24 protein-coding genes and 1 tRNA gene are annotated in these 25,363 nt (G+C 43.1%); 4 read left to right on the plus strand and 21 right to left on the minus strand.

All coding sequences use genetic code 11. The annotated features are described in order from the left end of the window. From CKK33_RS08130 to CKK33_RS08140, 3 genes are all read right to left on the minus strand, one after another. Entirely contained in the window at positions 1 to 798 is a 798-nt protein-coding gene (locus tag CKK33_RS08130; protein WP_095703624.1) for a hypothetical protein, read from the minus strand. Between the two features lie 12 nt (positions 799 to 810). Next, positions 811 to 1,650 carry an ATP-binding cassette domain-containing protein gene (locus tag CKK33_RS08135; RefSeq protein ID WP_095703625.1) on the minus strand — a complete coding sequence of 280 codons (840 nt, stop codon included), beginning with the start codon at positions 1,648 to 1,650 and terminating at the stop codon, positions 811 to 813. 104 nt (positions 1,651 to 1,754) lie between these two features. Next, entirely contained in the window at positions 1,755 to 4,175 is a 2,421-nt protein-coding gene (locus CKK33_RS08140; RefSeq protein WP_233138166.1) for an ABC transporter permease, read from the minus strand. 181 nt (positions 4,176 to 4,356) lie between these two features. Between CKK33_RS08140 and CKK33_RS08145 the strand changes: the two genes are divergently transcribed. The 4 genes from CKK33_RS08145 to obgE all read left to right on the plus strand — a co-directional run bounded on the left by CKK33_RS08145 (position 4,357) and on the right by obgE (position 6,737). Then, complete coding sequence (locus CKK33_RS08145; protein ID WP_095703627.1) at positions 4,357 to 4,818, plus strand: redoxin domain-containing protein; 462 nt, start codon at positions 4,357 to 4,359, stop codon at positions 4,816 to 4,818. A 103-nt stretch (positions 4,819 to 4,921) separates the two neighbouring features. After that, a tRNA-Arg gene (locus tag CKK33_RS08150) sits at positions 4,922 to 4,995 on the plus strand. Positions 4,996 to 5,059: 64 nt separating this feature from the next. After that, complete coding sequence (locus tag CKK33_RS08155; RefSeq protein WP_095703628.1) at positions 5,060 to 5,632, plus strand: adenylate kinase; 573 nt, start codon at positions 5,060 to 5,062, stop codon at positions 5,630 to 5,632. Positions 5,633 to 5,738: 106 nt separating this feature from the next. Then, a complete protein-coding gene (gene obgE / locus CKK33_RS08160) occupies positions 5,739 to 6,737 on the plus strand; it encodes a GTPase ObgE (protein WP_095703629.1) in 999 nt (332 codons plus the stop codon). A 1-nt stretch (position 6,738) separates the two neighbouring features. On the opposite strand, the gene CKK33_RS08165 is transcribed toward obgE, so the two are convergent. From CKK33_RS08165 to CKK33_RS08250, 18 genes are read right to left on the minus strand one after another with little or no spacing between them, the layout of a single operon-like run. After that, positions 6,739 to 8,322: a hypothetical protein gene (locus tag CKK33_RS08165; protein ID WP_095703630.1), complete on the minus strand. Its 1,584-nt coding sequence runs from the start codon at positions 8,320 to 8,322 to the stop codon at positions 6,739 to 6,741. 2 nt (positions 8,323 to 8,324) lie between these two features. After that, on the minus strand, positions 8,325 to 8,876 hold the full coding sequence (locus CKK33_RS08170) for a WcaF family extracellular polysaccharide biosynthesis acetyltransferase (protein WP_095703631.1): 552 nt from the start codon (positions 8,874 to 8,876) through the stop codon (positions 8,325 to 8,327). After that, complete coding sequence (xrtY, locus tag CKK33_RS08175) at positions 8,863 to 9,426, minus strand: exosortase Y (protein ID WP_095703632.1); 564 nt, start codon at positions 9,424 to 9,426, stop codon at positions 8,863 to 8,865. Before xrtY ends, CKK33_RS08170 begins: the two co-directional genes overlap by 14 nt. Next, entirely contained in the window at positions 9,401 to 10,282 is an 882-nt protein-coding gene (locus CKK33_RS08180) for a glycosyltransferase family 2 protein (RefSeq protein ID WP_233138167.1), read from the minus strand. Before CKK33_RS08180 ends, xrtY begins: the two co-directional genes overlap by 26 nt. Beyond that, positions 10,279 to 10,899, minus strand: coding sequence for a bifunctional 2-polyprenyl-6-hydroxyphenol methylase/3-demethylubiquinol 3-O-methyltransferase UbiG (locus CKK33_RS08185; RefSeq protein WP_095703633.1), 621 nt, complete (start codon positions 10,897 to 10,899; stop codon positions 10,279 to 10,281). Before CKK33_RS08185 ends, CKK33_RS08180 begins: the two co-directional genes overlap by 4 nt. Beyond that, positions 10,892 to 12,031, minus strand: coding sequence for an XrtY-associated glycosyltransferase XYAG1 (locus CKK33_RS08190; RefSeq protein WP_095703634.1), 1,140 nt, complete (start codon positions 12,029 to 12,031; stop codon positions 10,892 to 10,894). The genes CKK33_RS08185 and CKK33_RS08190 overlap by 8 nt, the downstream gene beginning before the upstream one ends. Then, positions 12,028 to 13,398, minus strand: a complete 1,371-nt coding sequence (locus CKK33_RS08195; RefSeq protein ID WP_095703635.1) for an exosortase Y-associated Wzy-like protein — start codon at positions 13,396 to 13,398, stop codon at positions 12,028 to 12,030. Before CKK33_RS08195 ends, CKK33_RS08190 begins: the two co-directional genes overlap by 4 nt. Continuing rightward, positions 13,395 to 14,588, minus strand: coding sequence for a glycosyltransferase family 4 protein (locus tag CKK33_RS08200; RefSeq protein ID WP_233138168.1), 1,194 nt, complete (start codon positions 14,586 to 14,588; stop codon positions 13,395 to 13,397). The genes CKK33_RS08195 and CKK33_RS08200 overlap by 4 nt, the downstream gene beginning before the upstream one ends. Further along, positions 14,585 to 15,886, minus strand: a complete 1,302-nt coding sequence (locus CKK33_RS08205) for a glycosyltransferase (RefSeq protein WP_233138169.1) — start codon at positions 15,884 to 15,886, stop codon at positions 14,585 to 14,587. Before CKK33_RS08205 ends, CKK33_RS08200 begins: the two co-directional genes overlap by 4 nt. After that, a complete protein-coding gene (locus tag CKK33_RS08210; protein WP_095703636.1) occupies positions 15,883 to 16,863 on the minus strand; it encodes a hypothetical protein in 981 nt (326 codons plus the stop codon). Before CKK33_RS08210 ends, CKK33_RS08205 begins: the two co-directional genes overlap by 4 nt. Beyond that, the gene (locus tag CKK33_RS08215) at positions 16,853 to 18,088 is read right to left on the minus strand and encodes a hypothetical protein (protein WP_095703637.1); all 1,236 of its coding nucleotides are present in this window, start codon (positions 18,086 to 18,088) and stop codon (positions 16,853 to 16,855) included. The genes CKK33_RS08210 and CKK33_RS08215 overlap by 11 nt, the downstream gene beginning before the upstream one ends. Continuing rightward, positions 18,075 to 19,067, minus strand: a complete 993-nt coding sequence (locus tag CKK33_RS08220; RefSeq protein ID WP_095703638.1) for a glycosyltransferase — start codon at positions 19,065 to 19,067, stop codon at positions 18,075 to 18,077. Before CKK33_RS08220 ends, CKK33_RS08215 begins: the two co-directional genes overlap by 14 nt. Beyond that, positions 19,027 to 20,295 (minus strand): acyltransferase, encoded by a 1,269-nt coding sequence (locus CKK33_RS08225; protein ID WP_095703639.1) that lies wholly within the window; start codon positions 20,293 to 20,295, stop codon positions 19,027 to 19,029. The genes CKK33_RS08220 and CKK33_RS08225 overlap by 41 nt, the downstream gene beginning before the upstream one ends. Further along, a complete protein-coding gene (locus CKK33_RS08230; RefSeq protein WP_095703640.1) occupies positions 20,277 to 21,425 on the minus strand; it encodes a glycosyltransferase in 1,149 nt (382 codons plus the stop codon). The genes CKK33_RS08225 and CKK33_RS08230 overlap by 19 nt, the downstream gene beginning before the upstream one ends. Continuing rightward, positions 21,422 to 22,120: a hypothetical protein gene (locus CKK33_RS08235; RefSeq protein WP_095703641.1), complete on the minus strand. Its 699-nt coding sequence runs from the start codon at positions 22,118 to 22,120 to the stop codon at positions 21,422 to 21,424. Before CKK33_RS08235 ends, CKK33_RS08230 begins: the two co-directional genes overlap by 4 nt. Then, positions 22,117 to 23,106: a glycosyltransferase family 2 protein gene (locus tag CKK33_RS08240; RefSeq protein WP_095703642.1), complete on the minus strand. Its 990-nt coding sequence runs from the start codon at positions 23,104 to 23,106 to the stop codon at positions 22,117 to 22,119. The genes CKK33_RS08235 and CKK33_RS08240 overlap by 4 nt, the downstream gene beginning before the upstream one ends. Beyond that, positions 23,099 to 24,034 (minus strand): glycosyltransferase family 2 protein, encoded by a 936-nt coding sequence (locus tag CKK33_RS08245; protein ID WP_158223413.1) that lies wholly within the window; start codon positions 24,032 to 24,034, stop codon positions 23,099 to 23,101. Before CKK33_RS08245 ends, CKK33_RS08240 begins: the two co-directional genes overlap by 8 nt. A gap of 2 nt (positions 24,035 to 24,036) precedes the next feature. Further along, positions 24,037 to 25,359 carry a glycosyltransferase family 4 protein gene (locus CKK33_RS08250; protein ID WP_095703644.1) on the minus strand — a complete coding sequence of 441 codons (1,323 nt, stop codon included), beginning with the start codon at positions 25,357 to 25,359 and terminating at the stop codon, positions 24,037 to 24,039. Positions 25,360 to 25,363: the final 4 nt, after the last annotated feature.

Below are 25,363 nucleotides of genomic sequence, written 5' to 3' on the forward strand. Positions count from 1 at the left end.
CTATATTTCTTTTTCTTTCAGCTTAATTAAAGCCGTTATCCATAGCGTAGCAGGTATAATTACATTAATAAAAGCATCTACTATAAAGCTGCCGATATGGGGTAAATTTATTACGCCAACCTCAGAGCGTACTTTGATCAATACCGTATAGTAAGGGAACGCAATATCAATGTTTTTAAAAAATAACGAAGCTACTGCAAGATTCAGAAAATAAATAATACCAGCTAACACACAAGCTGCCAAAGCAACTTTTACAATGGCTACTTTGTTAAAATATAACGACCCAACCAGCATAACACCCGAAAGATTGGCCCAAATAATAAAAACCTTTTTTACTACCTGGTTTTGTAAAAATGGATAAATATAAACATGGTCATATTGGTTTTTGTAAAGCGGGCTATCATGGTTAAGCCCGTTATGGTAAGCTGTTACAAAACAATAATCCATTAAGCGGTAAAAGCCAAGAAATATAAGCAGGAAAAATATCCCGGCTATGAGCACCGCGCAAAGCCATTTTTCAAATACCGATGCAGGTAGTGTTAAATAGGCGGCACCGGCAGCATTGGTGTTAAAGTAATTAAATACAAAGGCTGATAGTACAGTTCCGCCACCGGCAAGCCCCCATATAAACGATAAATTTTGCGCAGACCCATAATCAATGCTGTAGAGTACCAGTGAGTACAAGATAACCGTAAAGCATAAGATTAAGCCCATAACGCCAATTATCTGGATAGGGCGTTCTAATGTGACTTTTTTAAATAGTAAATAAAAACGCCTGGGGTCAAAAGTATCGTTCATGATATTGGTAATTTAATTGATTGGAAATATTTTTTGAGCTATAGCAGGGTTTTCAGTTACGCCGTTAAAAAGGTGTTCCAGGTTAATAGCAGTATCTTCACCGTTAATGTTTTCCATGATCACTGATGTACCGCGGAGCATTTTTTCAGTGTAAAGGATATTAGCCCCTTCGGGAATTTGTTTTACAGTTTTAAAGCATAACTTTTCGCCTATTTCAGTTATAGACGAATAGAGTAATAAATTACCATTATCAACTATCATCACTTTATCTATCATGTTTTCCAGGTCGCGTATCTGGTGCGTGGATATAAAAATGATACGCTCATCATTCATTGCCGAAGCAATAAGTTTCCTAAACTGCGCCTTTGAAGGTATATCTAAACCATTAGTAGGTTCATCCATTAATAATATTTTCGTATTGCAGGCCAGCGCAAAGGCTATTACAAACTTTTTTTGCTGCCCAAACGATAGTTTGTTCAGTTTACTGTCAATGCCTACCTCTAACTCACGCAGGTTCTTATAAAAATCGTCCTGACTGAAAAGAGGGTAAAAGGGTGCGAAAAGCGCTTGGTATTGTTTTATGGTTAATGCGGGTACATACACATCCTCGGCTAAGTAATAAATGGTTCTTAAGAACGACGGTTTACGGTCACGGGGTTCAATGCCATCAACATAAACAGTGCCTTTAATCGGAAACAACGTTCCTGCAATGTTTTTAAGCAGCGTGGACTTACCAGCGCCATTTTTGCCTAATAGCCCATAAATACTGCCATTCTCAACAGAAAGTGTGAGATTGTTATAAAGCATTTTTTTGTGGGAATAACCAAAAGATAAATTGTCAAATCGTATCATTAGTGTATTAGTTTAGTAGTACACTACAAATGTTCAATTTGATTTCGATATTTCAAAGAGATTTTTGAAAAATTTTATAAATCGAAAATGATTTTTATTGACACCTACTCACTCTTTAAACTCTCCGCAGGGTTAGCCACCGCTGCCTTAAATGATTGCGTGCTGATAGTTGCAAAGGCGATAAGCACCGAGCCAGCGCCCGCTACCACAACAACCCACCATTGTATGTTTTGGCGATAGGCGAAACCATCCAGCCATTTATGCATTACCAGCCAGGCCAGTGGCGCAGCGATCAGGAATGATAGCAGTACCAGCTTAATGAAATCTTTAGAGAGCATGCTTACGATGGATGATACGCTTGCACCTAATACTTTGCGTATGCCTATCTCCTTGTTGCGCTGCTCGGCAGCGTAAGCGGCCAGGCTAAACAATCCCAAACCTGCAATAATAATGGCTAAAGTGGCAAATACCAGAAACAGCTGACCGGTGCGTTGTTCTGTGCGATAGGTCGCGTTAAAATCCTCGCCCATAAATGAATATTCAAACCGTTGATTAGGAGATGCCCGGTTCCATTTTGCCTCAATAAGCGGAAGAAAATGTTTTACGTCAGCTCCTTGTAGTTTAACGCTAAGTGCATTGTTGTTGCTTTGCAGCATCATCACCACAGGGGTAATGTTGTCGCGCAGGGATTTAAAGTTGAAATCTTTTATTACACCTATCACTTTTAATTCTTTTATCGCTGTATCGCGTTCGTTGCGTTCCGGCTCGTAGTAAAGGCTTTTACCTATGGGGTTAGCTGCGTAGCCCAACGCACGGGCAGCAGTTTCATTAATGATCACTTTGGATGAATCTGATATGTTGCCTTCTTCAAAGTTGCGGCCCTGCGATAACTTCATGCTCATGGTAGGCAGGTAATGCTCATCAACAGGCCATATCTCTGTAAATACGGCATTCTTGGGTACAGGTGTACGGCTTTTAAATACCGAATTGGGCTGCCTTAAAGTCCCTGTTGGTAAAAAGCCACTCAATGAAGCATCGCTTATTCCTGCAATTTGCTTTAAATCGTTTTTAAGTGCCCTGGCATTTTCTACCCCCAGCGTGTTTTTTATTACGAGTACATGGCTGCGGTCGTACCCCAGGTCTTTTTGCTGGATATAATTTAATTGGTTGTAAATTACGATGGTGCCAATGATCAAAAAGATAGATACCGAGAACTGCAACACCACCAGGCTGTTACGCAATACGCTGCCTTTAAATCCGGTTGATAACTTGCCCTTTAAAACCGCGATAGGTTGAAAAGCTGACAAATAAAATGCAGGATAAGCGCCGGCCAGTACGCCTACAGTTAATACCATCGAAAAAATAGCAGGTAGCAGCCATTTAATAGTTTGCAGATTTATACTCAATGCTTTGCCCGCTATGTTGTTAAACGCAGGCAGCAATGCCCAAGCCGCCAGCACAGCAATTAGCGCGGCAACCAATGTTACTAAAGTAGATTCGGTAAGGAATTGAAAAATCAGCATTTTGCGCGGCGAGCCGAGCACTTTACGCACACCTACTTCACGTGCGCGGTTGGCCGAGCGTGCCGTGGAAATATTCATGAAGTTGATACAGGCCAGCACCAATATGAATAATGCAATAGCCGAAAAGATGTACACATAGGTAATGTCACTGTTGCTGCCTAACTCATACTGCCTATTAGAGCGTAGGTGAATATCGGTAAGTGGAGTGAGGTTTACGCGTACATAATTGCCGTTTTTGGCGAAGGCCGCTTTATTAAAACCCGGCTGTTTTTCAAAGTGCGATTGGAAAAGCGCATCCAAACTTTTGCTCAATGCGGCCGCGTCAGCTTCCGGTCGGGCAAGAAGATAGGTGCTGTAAATAAAACTGTTCCAAACGTTGGCCTTGCTGTCCTCGTTGGTGCTCATTGATATCAGGAAGTCATAATTAAAATGCGACAGCTCGGGCATATTGGCTATTACGCCTGTTACTTTAAAGTTCTCGTTATTGTTAGCCATGGTCAGCACCCGGCCAACAGCATAAGTGGTATTAAAGTATTTTAAAGCGGCCCTTTGAGTCAATACAATGGAATGCGGTTCTGCAAGTGCCGTATGCGGATCGCCGTGAAGCATAGGGAAGGTGAACACCTCAAAAAACGTAGAATCCACATTGGCTACTTTGGGTTCACTGATATTTTCCGGTCCTTTTTTAAAGCGCACTTCAGTAGCAGCGGTTATGCGCACAGCCTTTTCTACCTGGGGTAGTTTATTTACTGCTTCCGCGGCCAGGGGCGGGGGGCCAATAGCGTAAGAGCTTGCGTTGCCACCGTAACTGATATCGGTATTAACGCGGTAAATGCGGTTGGCATTAGTATTAAATTTATCAAAGCTCAATTCATCAACCACATAAAATACAATGAGCAGGCAGCTCGCCAACCCCAAAGCCAGCCCAAATATGTTAATGAGCGTTACGCCTTTATTTTTAAACAGATTTTTAAATGCGATTTTTATTAGGGTTTTGAGCATGGTGGATGATGATATTTAGGTGGTTATCTTACGTTTATAAAAGTAGTGTTCGTTTACATAACAATATGTTAAATAAAGTTAAACTAAATTTTTAGTTATACGAAGCATTTTACTCAACTTTATTTTTAAAATATTGCCGGTATATGCGGTTAATGCTTTCTTTTGCATAAAAAACAACAACATGGCTATACAAATAGGAGAGGCTGCCCCTCAGTTTAAATTGGTATCATCAGATCTGAAAGAAGTATCATTAGCAGATTTCGCAGGAAAAAAGGTAGTGCTGCATTTTTTCCCGATGGCGTTTACCGGCGTTTGTACCACCCAGCTTTGCACCATGCGAGATAGCTTTGGCTATTATGAAGGCTTAAACGCGCAAATACTGGGCATTTCGGTTGATTCGCCTTTTACGCTGGCTAAGTTTAAAGAGGAGCAAAAATACCAGTTCCCGTTATTGTCTGATTTTAATAAAGAGGTATCAACCGCTTACGGCGCCATCTATAATGAGTTTGTTTTTGGCCTTAAAGGCGTTTCCAAACGTGCGGCTTTTGTGATTGATGAACAGCAGCAAGTAATTTATGCTGAGGTACTTGAGAACGCCGGCGACCTGCCTGATTTTAATGCCATTGCAGAAAAAGTAAAGTAATTGATAAAAAAGTTTGCAACGGATATAAGATTATTCTATTTTTGCAGTCCGTTAAAAACGGGACGTTGTTGGTTAAACAATAGCGTGTTTTACATAGTAAAGCGCACTTGTAGCTCAATTGGATAGAGCATCTCACTACGGATGAGAAGGTTTGGGGTTCGAATCCCTACAAGTGCACATAATTCTAAAGCCTTTCCGTATCCAGATGCAGAAAGGCTTTTAACTTTAATCACTCACAGGGATGCTTAACTTAGTTCTGTTTGGTCCGCCCGGTGCCGGGAAAGGTACTCAATCACAAAAACTTATCGAAAAATACGGCCTTATTCACCTATCAACCGGTGACTTGCTACGCGGCGAAATTGCACAGGGCACCACGCTTGGCCTTGAAGCAAAAAAGCTGATGGATGAGGGCCAGTTAGTACCCGATGCGGTTGTTATTGGTATGATAAGCAATAAGCTTGATGCTAATAAAGATGCAGAGGGCTTCATTTTTGACGGTTTCCCGCGTACGGTAGCGCAAGCCGAAGCATTGGATGAGCTATTAGCATCAAAGGGTTCGGCCATATCAGGCATGATCGCCTTAGAGGTGAATGACCAGGAACTGGAGCAGCGTTTGTTAAAACGTGGCGAAACATCTGGCAGGCCGGATGATGCCAATCCGGAAGTGATCCGTAAGCGTATTAAAGAGTACAATGATAAAACCGCGCCTGTTGCCGGTTTTTATCAAAACCAGAATAAGTTTACCAGCATTAACGGCATAGGTTCAATAGAAGATATCTTTGCATCTATCAACAGCGTTATTGCTAAGTATTAAATAATTAGGATAGTCTGTAAGTCGGGAAGTCCGAAAGTCGGTAAGTCGCATGACATGCTGTCTTTCGGACTTTCCGTCTAAAAGCTTTCCGACTAAATAAAAAGCCATGTCTCAGGGATCTAACTTTGTTGATTACGTAAAAATTTGCTGTCGTTCGGGCCATGGCGGGCCGGGCTCCGCACATTTGCATCGTGATGTTTTTACAGCAAAGGGCGGCCCTGATGGTGGTGATGGCGGCCGTGGCGGGCACGTGATTGTAAAAGGTAACGCCCAGTTATGGACATTGCTTCACCTTAAATACCGTAAGCACGTTATAGCTGGTGATGGCGAATCGGGCGGTAGTTCTTTGCGTTCAGGAAAAACCGGTCGTGATGAGATATTAGAAGTACCCTTGGGTACCATTGCCCGCAATGCTGAAACAGGTGAGGTTTTGTTCGAGATCAATACCGACGGCGAGACCAAAATATTAACGCCGGGTGGCCGTGGCGGCTTAGGCAACTGGCATTTTAAATCGCCAACCCAGCAAACGCCGCGTTTTGCCCAGCCCGGCGAAGATGGCCGTGAGGACTGGAACATACTTGAATTGAAATTGCTGGCGGATGTTGGTTTGGTAGGATTCCCTAATGCGGGTAAATCAACCTTGTTATCAGTTGTATCTGCAGCTAAGCCGGAGATTGCCGATTATGCCTTTACTACGCTGGTTCCTAACCTTGGTATCGTAAGCTATCGCGATAACCGTTCATTTGTGATGGCCGATATTCCGGGTATCATAGAGGGTGCTTCGCAGGGCAGGGGCTTAGGTATCCGTTTCCTTCGCCATATCGAGCGTAACTCCACGCTATTGTTTATGGTGCCTGCCGATACTAACCGCACCATTAAAGAAGAGTACGAAATACTTCTGAATGAGCTTAACGAGTACAACCCTGAACTGATGCACAAACCACGTGTTTTGGCAATTACCAAAGCTGATATGCTTGACCAGGAATTACAGGAAGAAATGGAAAGGGAAGTGCCGAAGGATGTGCCTCACATCTTCATTTCAGCGGTTGCTCAAAAAGGGATCACTGAGCTTAAAGATCTGCTTTGGAAAGAAATTAACCGTTAAGCTACCTTGCCTGTGTGGCAAAATATAATACATAATCGTCGCTTAATTCTTTAAGCGAGAAGCCTTTATATCCCGGAAAAGCTTTTAATATCATATTGGCACGTACACCAATGTACTCATGCGGCAGCAGGATATAAACCGGCCCCGCGTGGCCTTTATGCACATAATCGTCAAAGTTGATGCTGATATCCCGGTTGAGCGGATCAAGCGTAATGATACGGTTATTTTGTATTTCGAGGCCGAGGTCGGGGCTTAGGAACACAAAAATAGCGTTGTGGTTGTGTACATCTAACTGATGGATATAATTAAGGCTGGGCTGGTCAATAAACTGTTGTGCTATGCCTGTTGGCCCATGTGCGGTATCTTGTTTAAGGGCAATGTATGAGCGGGTGTAAAAACGTATGCTAAAGAAACCGATGGTTGCCACCAGGATGCCAAGCATATAAACAAAGATCCTGCTTGTGTTACTGAACAAGTAAAGCGTACCGGGAACCATTATCAGGCCCACCGTACGAAAATGGCGGCCTTCATATGAAATATCCGCTTTGCGCAGATAAGCCCATCCAAAAAATAGTATAGCGAATCCGTAAACCAACATCATTAGCATGTTGTACGCCGTATAAGGTGAGCGTTTACAGATAAAATATACCAATACGACACTTAATAAAGCCAATATAGCTATGATGATATTAGCCTGTGCCGGGCTAAATAATATGGTGTCATTATGAAAGATGAAGCCGTTGGCCAGGTCATCAAAAGAGAAACCCGCCAATAACGGCGAGGCCAGCGGAAAAGTAAAAGCGTTTAAAGAAAAACTTAAACCACCCGATTGAGAGGATGGATTATTACCTTTAGAAAGATAAAGCAAATAGATCACCGCAACAGATAACACTGCAGGCACGCCAATCCAAAAGCCGTTTTTTAACCATGTAGTTATTGCGCGGCCATGTTTTGAGAGTTGTATCCATATAAAAACAAGGCCTGCGCCATACATCCACAGGAATGACGATTTGGCAATAAAACCCACCCAGCCGGATAATAATACGAAGACAACCAATGCCGGGCCCGGTGTTTTTACAGATAAACAACCATATAAAAACCAGCCTATTACACCAAACAGTAGTACCTCGCCGCCACTGTAAAAAATGTAAGGACTAAAAAACGCTTGTTGCAGGCAAATTACCCCAACGCTAAGGGCACTAATGATTTGGCTAAAGCCCGCCTTTTTAAAAAATATGTATAAACCTGCAAGGCCGGATAGCTGGCACAGGATTATGGTAATACTGATGGCCTGCCCCAACTTGATACCCAAAAGGGTTTTAAACAGCGCAGGCACCAGGTATTGCCCCGGCGACCACCACGATTTAAACTCAGATGTATTGGCTGAGATATCCCAGGTGCTTACCTGGGTCATGATGTTAAAGCCACTGCCGTGTTGCATAGACCGTAATACCTGGAACCCCCATGAAGCGTCGGGAAAAATTGCGGCAGGATTAAGCAACAGCAGTATATTTAAAATAATAACACCTGTAAAAATAACAGATAGAATAAGGTGATGTATTTTATATGGCTTAGTAAGCATCATCGTTATTGCATTATACGGTCGCGTATTTTTACCGCCGGGTTGCCCTGGTATATGCCATGTGGCTCCAGGCTTTTATTGGCCACCGAGCCACTGCTTAAAATAGCATGGTTACCGAGTGTTACTCCTTTATTGATAATGGCCCCGCAGCCTACCCACGCACCATCTTCAATTATAATAGGGCCTATAATAAGGTCAAAAGTTGGCTTTTTGTAATTATGACTTCCGGTTTGTAACATAACGCCCTGAGACAGGCAAACATTATTCCCTATTGTTACTGTAGTTAAATTATCTATCCACACACCTTCGCCTATCCAGCTATAATTGCTTATGCGCAAGTGCCAGGGATATTTAATGTTTACCCGTGGTTTTATAATTACGCCATTACCTACTTGGGCACCAAACAGCTTTAGTAAACCTATCTTTAATGAGTTGAACGGCAACCACGCTGTATTAATTATAAAAGCGTTTACATAATACCAAAGCAGCCGTTTAAACGCGTTTCCGCCCGGCTGATAAGGATGGTTATTATAAATAGCGAGATCAGTTTGCTGCATGCAGGGGCTGTTTATCCTGGTGGCGAATGTAGAAATATATACTGATACCTATAAGCAGGTAAACTACTATATTGAATATAGTGTGGTGGTCTGATATAAAAGCATGGTTGTGCTTCCAGTAAAGCGATAGCAGCACAATACGAATGATATTAAGCAGCTGGATGCATAAGATACCCGCAAAGCCGAAAATTAGCCTGGTGCGAAGTGTTGCCGGGTAAGCGATCACAAACGCGGCAAAAAAACACATCACGGCAATACCCAAGCAATCATAACCAATATGTACAATGTTATGGCCTACTACCAGCATTTGCTCGGCACTTGTTTTGGTTTGATACCCCAGCAGGTTAAGGACATCCGAACTAATGCCTATAAGCAACGTTCTGAAGGCGTTGATAAAATTAAAGTGCTCATCCAGATAGGCGTTATAATACCCTCCAGGAGATACTACGCCGAGGTATAAAAGATAAAAGCCATAAAATGCCCCGAATAAAAGCAAGAATTTGATGATGAAAATAATAGCCGGGTTAATTTTCTTCCTGGTGCTTTTCATGCTGCCGTTGTTGTTTTAGCAGTTCATCTATTTTAATATCAACCACCATCCGGAACCAATAGCCCTGCATGAAATGGAAGATCATGCCGGTGCGCCCATCTAATATACCTAATTTAAAAATAGTACGGTAAATAAAATAGAGCATTGGTCGTGTATAACGCGGCATTTTCCACCAGCGGTATTTTAACCAAGCCGTACGTTCATCGGGCGAGCCCCAAAAAACGGGTTTTATGGTTTGCTTGCGCAAATTCTTTATCCTTTCCACTTCTTCAATAGCCAGTAGATCGCTATATCGGTTATGCTTCGCTATCCAAAAACTGATGTTATTTTCTTTCAGGTTTTCTTCAATAATATGCCCGTTCTTCCAGATCAAAGTTTTACCGGGTACAACCAGCCGGTGGTCCATATTTTCATGGGTGTCAGAAAATCCTATGCCATACCTCACCATTTTAAGCAAGTAAAAAGGATAGTAACCGCCGTATTTGAGCCATTTGCCTTTAAATATGTTTTTGCGGTTAAAGTAAATGCCATTAACATCAAGGTAATTCTCATCCCTGAAATCTTCTAACTGCCGGTAAAGTTCGGGTGTTACTATCTGGTCGGCATCAAGGCAAATAACCCAGGGCGTACTTACCGGGAGGTTTTTTAAAGCGAAATCCCATTGCAGGGGATGGTTAACAAACGCGTGATGAGTTACTAAAGCGCCATTTTGTTCTGCAATGGCTATGGTATTATCTGTACTCCCCGAATCAACTATAAAAGTACGCGCCTGTAACCCGGCTATTGACGCGAGCAGCCTGGGTAGATGCATTTCCTCGTTATAGGTGAGGACAATAAAAGTAAAATGCGCGTTCAAGATAATTTTGCTGTTACAAGCATTGATTTCCAAAGATAGGGCATCCTGCCGCATCCTTTAAAGGTAATATCATTGAACCCCTTATCAGCTAATACTTTACTCAATGTACGGTACGACCATATTTTGATATGCCCGCCAAGCCATAACGGGTCCATATGCCGGTCCCATTTGTTGAATATACTTAGCACCAGGTTTTTTAAATAGCCATGATAGGGAGTAGATAAAATAACTTCACCGCTGTTACCGAGAATGTCTTTACAGAACTGTATAAACTGCGCAGGGTCATACAAGTGTTCAATTACCTCCGTTGATATAATGGTATCAAATTTTATATGGCGTAGGGGCAAGGGTAGTTTACCGGTTGAGAGATCCTGTAAGAAAAACCTTTCAGGATTATTTCTTTGAGCTATTGCTATACCTTCTGCAGAAGCATCTGTGCCGTAAATATTATAGCCCTGTTGAAGCAGATAATTTACCAGGTATCCGTTGCCGCAGCCCAAATCAAGTATAACCAGGTTTCGGCTTTTGTCCAATGTTTGCAATAATGGTTTCAATATATAGCCAAAGTTGTGGGTGGCTTCGGCGTTATTGTAACCGTAGTCGTGGTAGTTACTCATTAATTACTTTGCTGTAAAGTTGAATATACTGTTTTACCAGTTCATCAGCGGCAAAATCTCGACGGATAATCAGCGGCGCTGCTTGCCTGATAAGGTTAATTTGAGCCTGATTATGCTGATAAATATCGTTAAGTGTATCACTAAGGGCGGTAACGCTGGCGGCACATACCCACCCTAACACATTTTCTTGAACATAACCGGCAAGGCCAACTCCGGTGCTTACCAATACAGGCGTCCCGGTGCTGAGGCTTTCTATTACCACGTTACCAAAGTTTTCGTCGTGCGATGGCAGCACCATCAAGTGGTGATTGCTTAGCAGGTTAAACTTGTCATCATGATGAAAACCCGCCCAGTTTACTTTTTCTGAAAGATGCTCAGGTATCAGTTTTTTCAATTCATTAATATACCCGGACTCACCGCTTCCGGCAATCGTTAAGGTAAACGGGAAGTTGAGGGATGTAAGCGCCATCAGTAAAATATCAAGACCCTTTTTCTCTTCGATCCGCGAAAAAAATAACAGTTTGAGCGGCTTATCAGCAGCTATGCTGGTGTTATATGCAGTAAGTAGCGGTAGCTTTACAAAATTAGGTATAACGTTACAGGATATGGGCTCAATTAAGGATCTTACCGCGTTAGCCTCGTTATTTGTAGTAGCGTGTATATGTATTTTTCGTAAAAGTTTCTTCCCTAACAGTTGGTGTATCCAGGCTTTTTTACCGCTGTTTTTGTTGTTGAAGGAATAAGCGCTTAACGTACCTCTTGGAGATAGAATAACAGGGATGCGTTTCCATACGGCTATTAAACAGACCAGTACCGATACTAAATTCCACCAGGCGTGTATATGTACGGCATCAAATTCGGTAACACGTTTATACAAATTCTTTAGCAACCTGGGCGAAAAGTGTGTATGGTCTTTTGTAAGGCGTTTGAAATACGTAACCTCAACACCATCAATTAACAATGGGGTATTGGCTACAACATCCAGTTCTAATGGCCCGTTAGCGGTGGTGGTAAACACCTCTACGGTAACGCCGGCCTGATGTAACCGCTCGCAAAGCATACTTACCGACATGGTAGGGCCGCCATAAATATAGGCCGGTTTGTAAGAGGCGTTAATGTGTAATATTTTCAAACCCTGCGTAAGAAATTAGCGCCCACCATAATCCGGTGAATGACAAGCATGGTTATAAATCCCCAAAAAACCGAGTTGGACATAAATTCAAAACTAAGACCGCGCCATACAATCTGGAAAAGACCGCTGAAAATAAGGGCTACGCCAAGCAAATAACCACCAAACAGTTCTTCTGCCTTTTGCGAAATTAGTTGTACTACCGCACCGTATGCGAACAAGGAGAGCAATACGCCCAGCCACCCACCTGAAAGGTAGCCATCTACAATATAAGCCGGTTTGGCAGATACTGCAGAGCCGCGATAAACAACACCGGCATCATACACCCGCTCCATCACCATTTCTTCGGTAATGGGTTTTGATGGCCAGAATATGCGTGGTACAATAGCATATACAGATTGTTGCACCAGGCTTAGCCCATAATAATCTACCTTTTCCGGCGTAGATTGTATGAATGTGGTAAACATATCAACTTCGCTTAGCCGGTATACTAAAAAGTCCCAGTTGTTGGAAGTGCCTTCCGCGTTTAGCGTGGCATCCAGTGCCGCTTCGTAAGCTTCGTCGCTATCCGCGTTATCAGCCCAGGCATTTTGCCTGAAAACCTGGTTATAAGTTGGCAGATAAACAAAAAGTAGAATAAGCAGGGGGATGAAGATTATGGATACGGTTCTTTTATACGACGGATATAAAAAGATGCCTAACACCAGTATACTGATGATGATAGGCTCTTTGAAGCCCGATACCAGAGCCTGATAAAAATTTGTAGCATATAAAAAACCGCAAACAGCGGTGTTTGCCAATTTTTGCAGCGGGATAGCGAAAGCAAGTGCCAGCGTACCGGCGAAAAAGCTTAGGGATGATAGCTGGATATAAAATTGTGATAACCCGGGTATTTTGTTTGATAATATGGATAACGGTAAACAAACAATAGCCATTACCATGAGTACATTGGCTAAGCGGCTTTTATCATAGGTGTATTTTATTTGAACAGGGTATTTCATGCAGGCGAGTATACCGGTAACAAAGGCGGCATGGCCTAAAACATAATATTGCTGGCACTGTGCAGCCAATGGTATTTTATCATCGAGGGAAAGATCTTGGTAACTGATAAGGTTGATGAAGTAGAAGATAGACGTGCAGGCCATATAACCGATAAAAATGATCTGCACAATGTATACAGGCCGCATAATTTGTTCACCCACGCTAAGATCTTTCGGCATAGGTTTTATTTTGCCGGTGTAACACATGTAAAATATGTAGAATGAGCCCAGCCATGAGATAAAATAAGACATCACCGGATCGGCCCTTAGCAAATAGGCTAATACCCATGGGATGTATAGCAACAGATAGCGTTCTAAGCCCCTGCTCATTTCGTCGTTGGTTTTACTACAGTAGTCTGCACATTATCGTTGTTTAACAAGCGGGTTTCTATGGCCTGCGCGATAGCGCTAAAGTTCCAGTTCTTTATTATACTGGATGAGTTTTTACCATACTCAATTAATTGCTGTTTGAATCGTGTTAATTCCCTCAATGCATTAGCAAGGCTTTCCACATCATCGCTTTTAAATATAGCGCCATTAATGCCCGGTTTTACCAGATCGGCGGCGCAGCCAACTTTGTCTGATACTAATACAGCCTTGCTGCAGGCCATCGCTTCGTTTACGGCAAGTCCCCATGTTTCGGAAACCGATGGCAGGCAATAAATATCGGCGGCGGCATAGACAACGGGTATGTAAGTCTGATTGACAAAATCCATAAAATGAATATGGCTGTTTACACAAGTTTTAGCCGCCTGCGTTTTCAGGGCATCTTCATCAGGTCCGTTACCGGTTAACAGTAAATGGGCCTTGGTATTATTTAGCTTTTCAAAAGCCGAAATTAGCAGTTTAACATTTTTAACCGGCTCAAATTTGCCGGCATAAACTATCAGAATATCGTTTGCCGGTATATGGAGTTTCTCCCTTAGGTTGATGCCTTCCTGTTGCCTGGCTTCCTTAAAACGGCTGTTATCAATAGCATGTGGCGCAAAACTTAGCTGATGTTCTTTTAAGCCATATTTTTTAAAATAGGCTTTGTTATTGCTGCCTACATAAAACGCATGATCTACATGCCGGTAAACCCATTTAAGATAAATAGTTTTTAATAATGCTTTGAATGGATGTACAGGATTTAACAGGGTTGAGTCGCCCCTGAAAAACACCGGTATTTTGTTCTTAAAATACCGCATGGCCTTTAAATGGCTCGTATAGTTCCACCCAAAAAACAGAACCACATCCGGCTGCCAGGCGTTTATCTGATGAATAAGGCCGGGGTTTACAATTCCCTTTGGATGATGCGAGCCGGGTGAAGTAGAAGTGTTGGCTACCCATTCATAATCGTAACCATCCAATAAAGGGATATCCCATGCTATTTTCTGGGCAAAGCCGTGGTCGTATCCTACATTGTGTTCGCCCAAAGTGTAAAAGACTTTTACTGCGATATGCGCGCGTTGTTGCAACAGCTTAAACACCGGCGCGTAATACTGGATAGGGTGCGTAGTAACGATAGCCAGCTTTTTCAAATGGATTTTACCTCTTGTTTGGATTTCAAAACCCCGGCGAATAATTCAACCTGTTTTAGGGTTGATTGCTTAGCGCTATATTTTTCAAATTCCGGCGTGGTTTCAACCGGGTCGAAGCTGCCCTGTACCCATGCGCTTAATAAAGCACCTATGCCGGCCTGAGTGGCGGCATCATTTGCCGGTATGGTATATACCGAAGCTTTTGGAGCGCTCTGCTTAATAATGCCTACAGCGCTGCTTTTTTCGTTAAATACAGCCAGTAAAGGTTTTTTGCTGAGCAGGTAAGGGTATATTTTTGATGCGGTATAGTCCGGATCGTCAGAACCCGCAATAAACAGCGCATGGGCTTGCTGTAAAGTGGCAAGGGTATGAAAATAGCTTATCCTATTGGTTACTTCTACCACGCTTTGTTGTACGCCCAGTTCTTGGGCAAGCGGTAATATGGTTGGCTTACCCTGGCCGGCGGGGGCGTAACTGGTGCCTATAAAATAAAATTTAAGCTTGCCATATAAATCTTCATTCTGTAACAGTAACTGCTTAAACACTTCCAGAACAGGCCGAATAGCTTTGTGCATATCGTAACCACCCCGCCCCACGTAAACAATATTTATATGGTTTTTACTCAATAGCGGTTCAAACGAGTGTTCATGTTTTAATGCTATAGCTAAATCGGGTGCAAAGGCGCCAAATGTAATAGTATCAGCAGGTATAGCTTTAATCTCAGGATACCGTGTTTTTAAATTATAAATATAATTAGCTGATACCGCTATTAAACCATCCGCATGTTTAAGCGCGATGGGTTCGAGCATTTTATTTAGCCTATAGGAGAACCAGTACTTAGGAGGCCTTTGCTCTTTAGGCTTATCCTGGTAGTATTCGGAATGCCAGGGGTCCTGCATATCTATTACGTACGGTATACCAAATCTTTTTTTCCAGTAAGCGCCGAGTACGCACACTGGGAACTGTGTTGTTGAAAAGTACATAAGGTCAAACCGGGTTTGTTTAAGTAAACGATTAACCTTAGCGTAAAAGAACCATAGCGAACGTAGCGCCAGGCTTCCTAAGCCTAATTTAGATGTCCATTTGCGGTTGAGCGCTTTAACCTTATGTACTTTGATGTAGTCCGGAACGGTCTGGAGCAGTAAATGATCTGTTGGGAGTGGCGAATAGCTTTCATCAACCGTTACCACTTCTGCATCCCAGCCAAACTCTTTAAAATAAGGTAAACTGGTACGCACTCGCTGCATATCAGCCGCGTTTTGCGGAGGGAAATGTGGCGAAATAATCAATACCTTCAAGCTTTTAGCCTTAGAAACTTTAATATTTTTAATTTCATGCTCGCCTCTCTTATCTGGTTACGCGCATCTTCCCAATTGATCATGGAATCATTGATGTCATAATAGCCCCGTTGCTGCTCAGGGATGTTATTGTTTTCAATATTCGAAACCAATAAAGGGAGATCCCTAAAAAATTGAGGGTTACGAAACGGCGGATGTAATGACCATAATCCGTTTTCCGCACCCATAAAGTCCACCCTTTTTAATCCCTTTTCACGCATAATATCCGTTATCACATCTTCCGGCAACATATAAACCGGATTACCCCTTAATAATGCTCTTAGTACTGTAGTAAAACCTGCAATACGTACAGGCAGCGGACACAGGTGCCTGGCGAAAGATCGCCTGTCAATAAAAAATATGCGGGTGCTGAAGCTGTCAAATACTACTTTTCGTAATGGCGTATCATCTGTTTTGCCATCCTGATCCATCAGTTTGCCGTCCTTACGGGGCGGGCCGGGGTGCGGACTGCAGGCAATAACATCCTGATCGCTTTGCATAAGCGTTATAGCCTGTTGTACCCATGCCGGGCTGTGTCCGCCAAAAAACATGTCGCAGTCGGTATTTAGGATATAATCATATCGGGCTTTGTAAATACCGTAAAAATAGGAGTAATAAGGCCCGTAACGGTGCGTTTTAAGCGGCACAGGCTTAGACCCAAAATAAGCGTCGCTTACGGCTTTTCTGGCCGGTGCGGAATAATCTACTTTTACCAGATTGATTGCGGGATAAGTTAAACTTAACTCTTTGATAAAACCCTCCAGGTCTTGAATAATAGCTGTATACATCCCCGTATCATAGCCATGGAGATCAAACACAATTAACACTTCGCTTACCTGGCTGTACCATACCTTTAACTGGTGCGGCAGCAGGTGCTTAATATATTGATGATCGCGTGGCGAAAGGCTGATCTTAAGGGTTACGCCGTTAGCAGGCATGTTTAGTTTGATTAAATGGCGCTTCCAGTAAGCGGCTTGCTGCCGATAGTAATTGATTTGCCTGGTTTTCCCAATGATAGTATTGCGCTGCCTCAATAGCTCGTTCACGGGCAGCTATAAGTTCGGCCTGGTTACTTAGCCATGCCGACAGTTGGATACCGTCATACTCCGAGTAATGCTGCGATAGCATGATACCCGGTTTAAATTTTTTAAAGGCCTCTGTTTGCCCCCGTGTGTTGCTGGCTATCACGGGTAGGCCAGCCTGTATGTACTGAAAAAATTTATTGGTGATGGTAAGATCTCGGCTTGGCGGGGTGGCCAGCTCCAGTGCCAGGCCAATATCAAAGCCGGCTATCTTATCGGCAAGTTGCTTATCGGGCACCGGGCCGTGAAAAAAAAGCTGATGCTGTGCAGGTGTAATGCCAATAAGCTCTGATCGAAAATCAGCATCAACATTACCCAACAAGTGTATCTCTAATGAATGATTAACTGCTGTTGAAAGCTTTATAAATTGCTCGAGCCCGCGCCCCCTGCCAATGGTTTGCGAAAACCAAAAGAGTTTTAAAGGCTGTTCATAGGTTTTGTTGGCCTGCAGCAGATCGTCCCTTTTGTTAAATACATTATAAACAACAGTTGGTTCAGGGCAATTACACACCCCGGCGAGTTCTACTGCTAATATGTTTGAAGTGGTAATATTACAGATGCCTTTTTGAAGAGCTTTTTTTTCCAGCCTGCGTAACAATTTTACCGGGCGGTAGCTGATCGCATCAGGCAGCAGGTCGGCCGAGTACCAGTCTTCAAAATCAAAACCTACCCGTTTACCATCATCCAGTAAACGGCAGCCGCAGTAAAGCCCCAGTTCCTGGTGACCCATGTACGCGTCGGCATTTAACTTTAAAGCGGCAGACACGAATCTGTCGGCTCCATAGCCCAGTGCAAGGTGAGTTTGTATACCGGTGAATTTCACCAGCCAATCGGCCATTTTTTTTATTAACCGGTCTGTAAAAGAGATAATGTTCTTGTTTTGCAGTTGCGATATACTGATCAGCTTAACGTTGTAACCGGCGATCAATTCCTCATCTTCAATACTAAGTGCAGCATCATAAGTGTTATTGATAATGGTAACATTATAATAGCGCGATAACAGGCGTGCTTCTTTAACCACCCTCGGGTTACGGCACAGGTGCGATTGTGTGATGATGCAGATGTGTTTATTCGCTTGCATTTGTATACACGCTGTTGATGATACTTAGCATAGCAGAAGCGCTTTTCTCTAAGGTGAGATTCTCCAATATATACCGGCGCGGCGCAAACTTATTTTTATTTACTGATGACCAGAATAAGGCGAAATGTTCTTTAAAGTCGGCTATATCCGTAAACTTCTTTCCGCATCGTTCATCAAAAAAAGGCGTGGAGGTAGCCTTAACAACAGGCGTTCTCCATTTAAAGCGATTAGGGTCCAGCCAGTAACCCTGGTCCCAGGCGTAAACGGGTACATCCATGGCCATCGCCTCGCAACAGGCAAAACCCTGGCTCTCATGCTCGCATAAGAAGATCATTGCTTTGCATTGCTTCAGCAGATTCATGTACGCTGGCTCTGTATAATTCCCATAGGCAATTTCCCGGTAGGTAAGGCCTAAGCTGTTCAATTTTTCAATGATCGGCTGTGCCACTTCCTCCTCAGCATGCTCTTTATTCCACAGGAATTTTTTATAGATGAGCATGTCAAACGTCTTATTAATGTGGCCGTCCGGCTTCCAATGCCCGGTATCAATACCGGCCGGCCAAAGCGCACAATTGGCTTCTCCGTAAAATGGGATGTAAATATGATTAGCCCATGCGGAATGCTGCAGGTATTTGGCCACAGGATATTCTTGCATCAGATCGGGCCATTCAGCCGGGTGTGTCATCAGGCCTATGCCTGCAATAACAGGGTTGGGCTGTTGGTAACCCTCCAACGCATAGGTACCATCACCTAAAACCACAACGGGTTCTCCCGGTGCTATTTTATTAAAGGGTAAGTTAATATCATAATCAACCTGTAAAAGGTCGAAACCTTTACAAAGGTTAATAAATACCTTCTTTACGCCGCTTACTTTCTCACCCTTTATCAGGCGCCTGATAGCGTGTACCAGCCGGCGATCGCCGGGAAGGTAGCGGCTCTTAGGCGGCCGGATTCTGAAGTAGACGTGTATCTTTTTCATTTTTAGTGAAGTAGCGCCTTACAGCCGGCTGGAAATGTATCTCTAACCAATAGGCAAGCGAAAAAGTAAGGATGAGCCATAGCAGGTATTTCAACGTAACCTCCGCAAGCTGGTTATGGATAACGATATATTTTTTGATAAGCAAGGCCATGGGTACATGTAAAATGTATAAGCCGTAAGATATTTTACCAATGCCCGTAAACCTGTTCATGATAAACATGGAGATACGCGTTTCGAAATAAAAAAGCAGCGATAGCAGCCAATAAATAAGGCACATCACCCAGCGGGTATCTTCAAATATTCTGTTGGTAATGATCAGGTAGATAAAAACACCTGCGGGTAATGCATAAGTAATCAGTTTATTGTATCGTAAAAGGCGATTGTCTGTACCTGTCAGGGTGCTCATCACCATGAGGCAAAAGGGGAGATCAAATATCCAATTTAAATTAGAATGGGTGTATATGCCTAATGTATGCAGTACAATTTGCCCTATACCTAAATGATTAAGCGATAAGTGTAAAAAAAGTATGCTGATAAAAGGCACAATGTTTTTAGGCGCATCCGGTTGTTTTGAAATCAAATTCCAGCTTAGTATGAGGCCTAACAACCAGAAATAGAAACCATTGAGATAACCACCCATAAAATAGAATGGTTCGGTGATGGGAATTGAAACTACGCTCATAATGAACATTGCAAGCAGTACTTTCCACAAACGGGGCTTGTAAATCATAAGAGGGATGAAAAGCAAATAGTAAAGTACCTCGTAATTTAAACTCCAGGTAGCATAATTAACCAGCACGGGAATCTTAAAATGATAGTACGATAGCCCATTTTGTAAAAATAAAAGATTGCCCAGCAATACAGGCAAGCTCACTTTACCAGCCACCACAATACAGATGATGATAGAGATGATATAAATAGGATACAGCCTTAATGCCCTCTTTTTTAAATAGCTTTTAATGCTGAAACCTGTACTGCTGGTAATACCTATCACGTAGCCCGACATACAAAAGAACACCATGACTGACAAGTAGCCGGCTCCCATGTATTGCATAAACAGAGGCCACGAAAAATTATTCACCAGTAATTTAGGATCGCCAACCGCATGGGTTAGCAAAACCAGTATGGCACAAAGCCCCCGGTATTGCTCTATGGAGTAATTATACTTGTATTTAATACCCGGTGGTTGTAACCGCTGCTTAAAGAAATTTACAATGACAGCCTGCATAGTATTTTCTTTAACGTTTGCGGGATGCAGTGATCTGTAAGCGCGCGATGCTGTCCGTTTATCTTCAATTTCTTACGCTTTTCAGGGTTGTTTTTTAATTCGGTTATCTTGGCTGATAGCTCTACGGCAGTTTTATACGTTTCTATTTCGTTGCCAAGCTCATATAATTGGTCAAGTCCCGGCGTGCATTCGGTGAGGTAGCATGCCCCCAGCACAGGCGCCTCAATATCTCTCAGCCTGGAGTAAGTATCAGGCTGATGTAGCGGGAACGCGTATGAGGGATAGCGGTTAACACCAAGGGTGATCATGCTGCCCGAGGTAAGCAGGTTATATTCATCATACGGAGGAATGCCTTTGAGCTTTGTTGATAACGTGCGGCTCATTTCTATATGTAGCCTGCGTTGCTTTAGTTTTTCCGCGTAACCACGCACACCATATTTGCTTACCACCTTTAACTGATGGGCTATTTTTTCATTTAAGCCGTATTGTGGCTGATGTATTTGTGCTATCGACGTTTGCTGCCAACCGCTGCCATAAACTGCCAGATCTATATCAGGCGTAAGCTTTAAAAGTTCTTCCAATAATAAATGGCGTTGTATATCCTTTGAGCCTATGAAGGTGATCTGCTGGTTTACCTCGGCTTTAAAACCCCTGTATTCAGGAGCCACCCACATGGGCATTGGCAGGTGGATAAAGTTATAACCCGCTTTCTCATATATTTCCAATGCTTTGTACTCGGGTACCCAGTTCAGGTCAAATACGCCAAATTCTTTAGGGGCCTTTTTAAACTCGCGCACATTGTCGCAAAAAAAGTTCACAGTAGGTATGCCCATGTTCTTTATCTGCTTAACTGCACCCACGTCAACCTGGTGCGGATACAGATAACTCAGGAAAACATCGGGCCTATTGTTTTTCAGATATTTGATGGTTTGCTCCCAGACATCAGCCCGCCATTGGCTAAGCATATCAACAGATTGTGGTACCAGGCCTTTCGCCCAATCAACATCAGGGCACTCCATCCATTCATGGCCAGCCTCTTTTATCCCGTTTTTAAGGTAGTGTTCCCAAAAATCATAGGCTGGTACAGGATGCCTTACCGGCGATTGTAGGAATGATAAAAAGAACTTCATTCTATGATCTCTTCGCGCTGGTTGTTACCTGCAACCAGGCCGCGTATACCTAACTGCGGCAGCAGTGCTACGTTTAGCTTACCTCTTTTTAGCACATTGGCGGCCGCAAATTCAATAGATGCATTTACCGGTATGTACGGTTTTTTAAAAGCGAGTTGAATTGTTTTTTTGATAAGGCTACGTATACCCACTATCCGTTCGGGGTAGGCAAACACTTCCGTAAGGCAATCTTTTAAGAAGCACTGAAGCTTATCCGCATCCTTTACCCAGTAGCCGCGTGTTGAAACAGCCCCGTTACGCGAGTGGTACTCATACCCCTTAACAGCGAATGCTGGAAAGTCCGGTACTGTAAAATGTTCTGTAAGGCAATACCTGCCGCTTATTTTAAATATAGGCTGGTCTTTTGGTAGATGCTCGCTCAGCAATAAAAGCATCAGTATCTCATTAATGCCCTTATTATCAAACTGATATTGATTGGTGTGATAAACGTTTAAATGCCTGGAACCAGTAAATATGCTTTGCAGATCAGCCTCAGTTAAAGAAGGAGAATTATCAACCAGGTAAACATGCTCAAAGCCATGTTGATAAAGGCTTTTTACTGTTTGCAAGGTTTGCGCCAAACGTTCATTATCATTATAAAATCCCCTTGTGCTTTTATTGCCCGGTTGAAGTGTGGAGGTAATAACGGCGATCATTTCTGACGAGGTTTAAAAATATTACCCTTCAAAAAATTGGTGAACTGTGGGCCTAATATACTCCTTGCCCTTTTTTTTACCTTCTCTTTAGGCGAAAGATACTTCGGAGAAGTTATACCCAATTTTTTAATGCTGTCTGTTATCTGTCGCCTTATTAACGGATATGCCGGATACATGCTATTGTAGATGCTTTGCAAACTACGGGTATACGCTTTTTTTAAGGCTTCTGTTGGTTCTCTGGACGAGATATGCTCATACCTTAAACCGAGCGAATGGATAAGCGATATATAATGCCTTTCTAATTTACGGGCCGATAAGCTAAAGTTATTGTTGGTGTATTTCCTGTAGTAATTATATCCACCGGTTTTAACTATACCATTAGCCTGGAGTAAAACCCTGCAAAAGTATTCACCATCATCATCAACGCTCAAGCTTTCGTTCCATGGCCCGGCCTTTTCTATTATTTCTCTTGGCGTAAGCCAGGCATTGGGCTGTACCATTGAGCCATTATCGCCGTAGCCTCCCCATAAATGGGTTAAGAACCATGCTGGGTTATCACTATCTATGAGAAATTGTTCCTCATACGCCGATGGGGTGCTGTCTTTGTGTGGACTACCGTCGGTAAAATGGATGGTACTGCAAACAGCTATTTTCTCAGGTGCATCTTTTAATGCTTTTATCTGTAGCTCAATTTTATCCTTACTAAGCAGGTCATCCGCATCTAAAAACTGGATAAAATCGCCGGTAGCATGCTTTAATCCGGCATTACGCGCGGCACTTGCGCCTATGTTGGGCTGACTGATCACCTTCACCCATTCGCATTGATACGTTTGGGCAATTGACAATGACCGGTCTGTTGAGCCATCATCTATCACAATGACCTCATTGTGAGGCCAGGTTTGCGCCATGGCCGATGCTATTGCCTCGCTTATGTATTTTTCGGCATTATGCACGGGTATAATAATAGATACGAGTGGTTCAGCCATGTCTGAGATATGGTTTAAGCAGACGGATCATTTTTTCTCTTGCCCAGGCACCAAAGAATGGGTTAATGCGGGTAAGAAGTTTAAACCCTGTACTGCCTTCGGGGCTGTAAGGGTAGCCTAAACGTTTGCTTAGATCAATAGCCTTATGTACATATTCCCAATCCTGACAAGAAGCAAGGGTAGCTATACACAGCCACAGTTGCCTTGCTAATTCCAGTGGATATTTTTGGCCATGCGTAGACGCGGTTTTTGATAAAACATGGTAATTGGCTCTTGCGCACTTGAGCACGTTGGAGGCCGACATGCTTTCGCTATACCGGTAGTTGATGCAGGTTACTCGGGGCAGGTAATCAAACCTGTAATTATGCTTTGCTAACCGCTGGTGAAAGGCGTTATCCTCGTTGTAGAGGACTTCTTTATCCAGATCGAAACCGCCGGCTTTTAAAAAAGCCTCACGTTTATACACGCCAAAGTTTACAATTTTATTGTTGATGGCGTACCTGAGCGGGTCGGCATGTAATTGTTCGCTATCATGATTGGGGCGACCTAATAGTTTGCCCGTATGGGCGTCTGTATAATCAAAGTTGAGCAGCAGCACTTCAAATTTATTGCCCTTATGTTTAATCCAATGATGTACCTCGGTAGTAAAATTGGGTAACACATCATCATCAGCATCGTGGAAGTGTATCCAATCGCATGTCGTTACTTCCGCCAATCTGTTTTTGCCGGATGCGCAGCCACGGTTGACGTCGCCTTGTATTACTTGGACACCGTATTTTTGAGCAATAGTTGCCGTATCATCAGTACTGCAATCGTTATAAACCCATATTTCATTAAAGGATATAGGTTGTTCTTTTGCCGAGTTTAACAAGCGGGGCAAATACTTTTCGGCATTGTAGGCGGGTATACAGAGCGCTAAAGTATCCAAAGTTATTGCCTGTATTTACCTTTTATGCGTTTAAGCAGATATTGCACCAGTTTTTTTAATGGCTGTTTATTTAGCACTTCTTCCAGCGTTTGGCTTTCATTGCCCGGAGAATAGATATGCCGCAGAAATACATTCGTATTTGATGGAGTGAAGTTTTGCAGTACCAATGCATATTCATTTATATATGCCTCGATAAGCTCTTGGCTATTGAGTTTTTCCTCAATAGTTTGCTGTGCTGCCGCTGCCATCTTATTGAATTCGCTTTCGGTAAGCGAGTTCATCCTAATAAGGCACTCCGCTAAAGCCTGCGTATCATTGGCTGCATAGGTGTACCCATTGCGGCCATTCTCAATTAATTCTGCCGCACCGGCACCGTTAGCACATATCACGGGCGTGCCGGCTGCCATCAACTCTGCACAGGTAAAATTAAACATATCCCAAACAGATGGTACAATGCCAAACTTGGCTTTCCGTTGCATTGCCAGCACATCGTGATGGTTTACCGGCTTTTTTACTTCAATAAGTTTGCACCATATGTTGGGATAGCTCAATTGCAGATACTCGTTAGTAGTAAGCACTTTATCATAAGCCACATCGCGTCCATACCACTTTAACGGTACTATAGTTTTTAATTCACTAACGGCTTTACAAAGCTCCTCGGGGCCTTTCCACTTTTGTATGCGTGCGGTTATGAGGCCGTAATTGTCCCTTTCGGATAGGCTTAAAGGAGAAGCCATAACCGGGCAGTATACCGGTGGCAGATATTGAATATCGGTGCCTTTTAACATACCAGACCAAAACTGCTGGTTTGCTCGGCTATGTGTAATTATCCTGTCTGATAAGGGTAGCAGCGATAATTCAGTATGCATATTAGCATCAATGCCGGGGCCTGTATCGCTGTTGTTTTCGTGTAAGGCTATCTGGCCGGCGCTGCCGTGCAGGCGCGAAATAACCGGTTTATTGTGGTGGATAAGCCATGGTACATAACCCAGGCCAAAGTCGGTACACTCAACCACATCGAAACCTTCACCCTGGTTGGCCTGCTGCCACATGGCCCATGCGGCAGCTATATTATTGCGGTATTCAGGCAGAAAAGTCAACTTATCAAATCGGGTAAGGTACTCATGGTACAGAGCCGGATCAAGATACGCTATCTCTACACCTTCGTGTTCGAAATTATCGGTACCCTGCACATAGCCGCTGCCCAGTATAACCTTCACACGTTGGCAATGCGGCTTTATGGCTTTAATATAATGCTGATAGTAGGTAGATATACCTCCGCCAGAGTGTGGATAGTATTCAGGAAGAACAAATAAGATGTTCACTATT

It is taken from the genome of Mucilaginibacter sp. MD40 (assembly GCF_002288635.1).
Classification (GTDB): Bacteria; Bacteroidota; Bacteroidia; order Sphingobacteriales; family Sphingobacteriaceae; genus Mucilaginibacter.

What these genes read in the sequence shown, in the direction of transcription:
- CKK33_RS08130 (WP_095703624.1), bottom strand. Translation starts at nt 798, where the DNA reads ATGAACGATACTTTTGACCCCAGGCGTTTTTATTTACTATTTAAAAAA.
- CKK33_RS08135 (WP_095703625.1), bottom strand. Translation starts at nt 1,650, where the DNA reads ATGATACGATTTGACAATTTATCTTTTGGTTATTCCCACAAAAAAATG.
- CKK33_RS08140 (WP_233138166.1), bottom strand. Translation starts at nt 4,175, where the DNA reads ATGCTCAAAACCCTAATAAAAATCGCATTTAAAAATCTGTTTAAAAAT.
- CKK33_RS08145 (WP_095703627.1), top strand. Translation starts at nt 4,357, where the DNA reads ATGGCTATACAAATAGGAGAGGCTGCCCCTCAGTTTAAATTGGTATCA.
- CKK33_RS08155 (WP_095703628.1), top strand. Translation starts at nt 5,060, where the DNA reads ATGCTTAACTTAGTTCTGTTTGGTCCGCCCGGTGCCGGGAAAGGTACT.
- obgE (WP_095703629.1), top strand. Translation starts at nt 5,739, where the DNA reads ATGTCTCAGGGATCTAACTTTGTTGATTACGTAAAAATTTGCTGTCGT.
- CKK33_RS08165 (WP_095703630.1), bottom strand. Translation starts at nt 8,322, where the DNA reads ATGATGCTTACTAAGCCATATAAAATACATCACCTTATTCTATCTGTT.
- CKK33_RS08170 (WP_095703631.1), bottom strand. Translation starts at nt 8,876, where the DNA reads ATGCAGCAAACTGATCTCGCTATTTATAATAACCATCCTTATCAGCCG.
- xrtY (WP_095703632.1), bottom strand. Translation starts at nt 9,426, where the DNA reads ATGAAAAGCACCAGGAAGAAAATTAACCCGGCTATTATTTTCATCATC.
- CKK33_RS08185 (WP_095703633.1), bottom strand. Translation starts at nt 10,899, where the DNA reads ATGAGTAACTACCACGACTACGGTTACAATAACGCCGAAGCCACCCAC.
- CKK33_RS08195 (WP_095703635.1), bottom strand. Translation starts at nt 13,398, where the DNA reads ATGAGCAGGGGCTTAGAACGCTATCTGTTGCTATACATCCCATGGGTA.
- CKK33_RS08210 (WP_095703636.1), bottom strand. Translation starts at nt 16,863, where the DNA reads ATGCCTGCTAACGGCGTAACCCTTAAGATCAGCCTTTCGCCACGCGAT.
- CKK33_RS08215 (WP_095703637.1), bottom strand. Translation starts at nt 18,088, where the DNA reads ATGCAAGCGAATAAACACATCTGCATCATCACACAATCGCACCTGTGC.
- CKK33_RS08220 (WP_095703638.1), bottom strand. Translation starts at nt 19,067, where the DNA reads ATGAAAAAGATACACGTCTACTTCAGAATCCGGCCGCCTAAGAGCCGC.
- CKK33_RS08225 (WP_095703639.1), bottom strand. Translation starts at nt 20,295, where the DNA reads ATGCAGGCTGTCATTGTAAATTTCTTTAAGCAGCGGTTACAACCACCG.
- CKK33_RS08230 (WP_095703640.1), bottom strand. Translation starts at nt 21,425, where the DNA reads ATGAAGTTCTTTTTATCATTCCTACAATCGCCGGTAAGGCATCCTGTA.
- CKK33_RS08235 (WP_095703641.1), bottom strand. Translation starts at nt 22,120, where the DNA reads ATGATCGCCGTTATTACCTCCACACTTCAACCGGGCAATAAAAGCACA.
- CKK33_RS08240 (WP_095703642.1), bottom strand. Translation starts at nt 23,106, where the DNA reads ATGGCTGAACCACTCGTATCTATTATTATACCCGTGCATAATGCCGAA.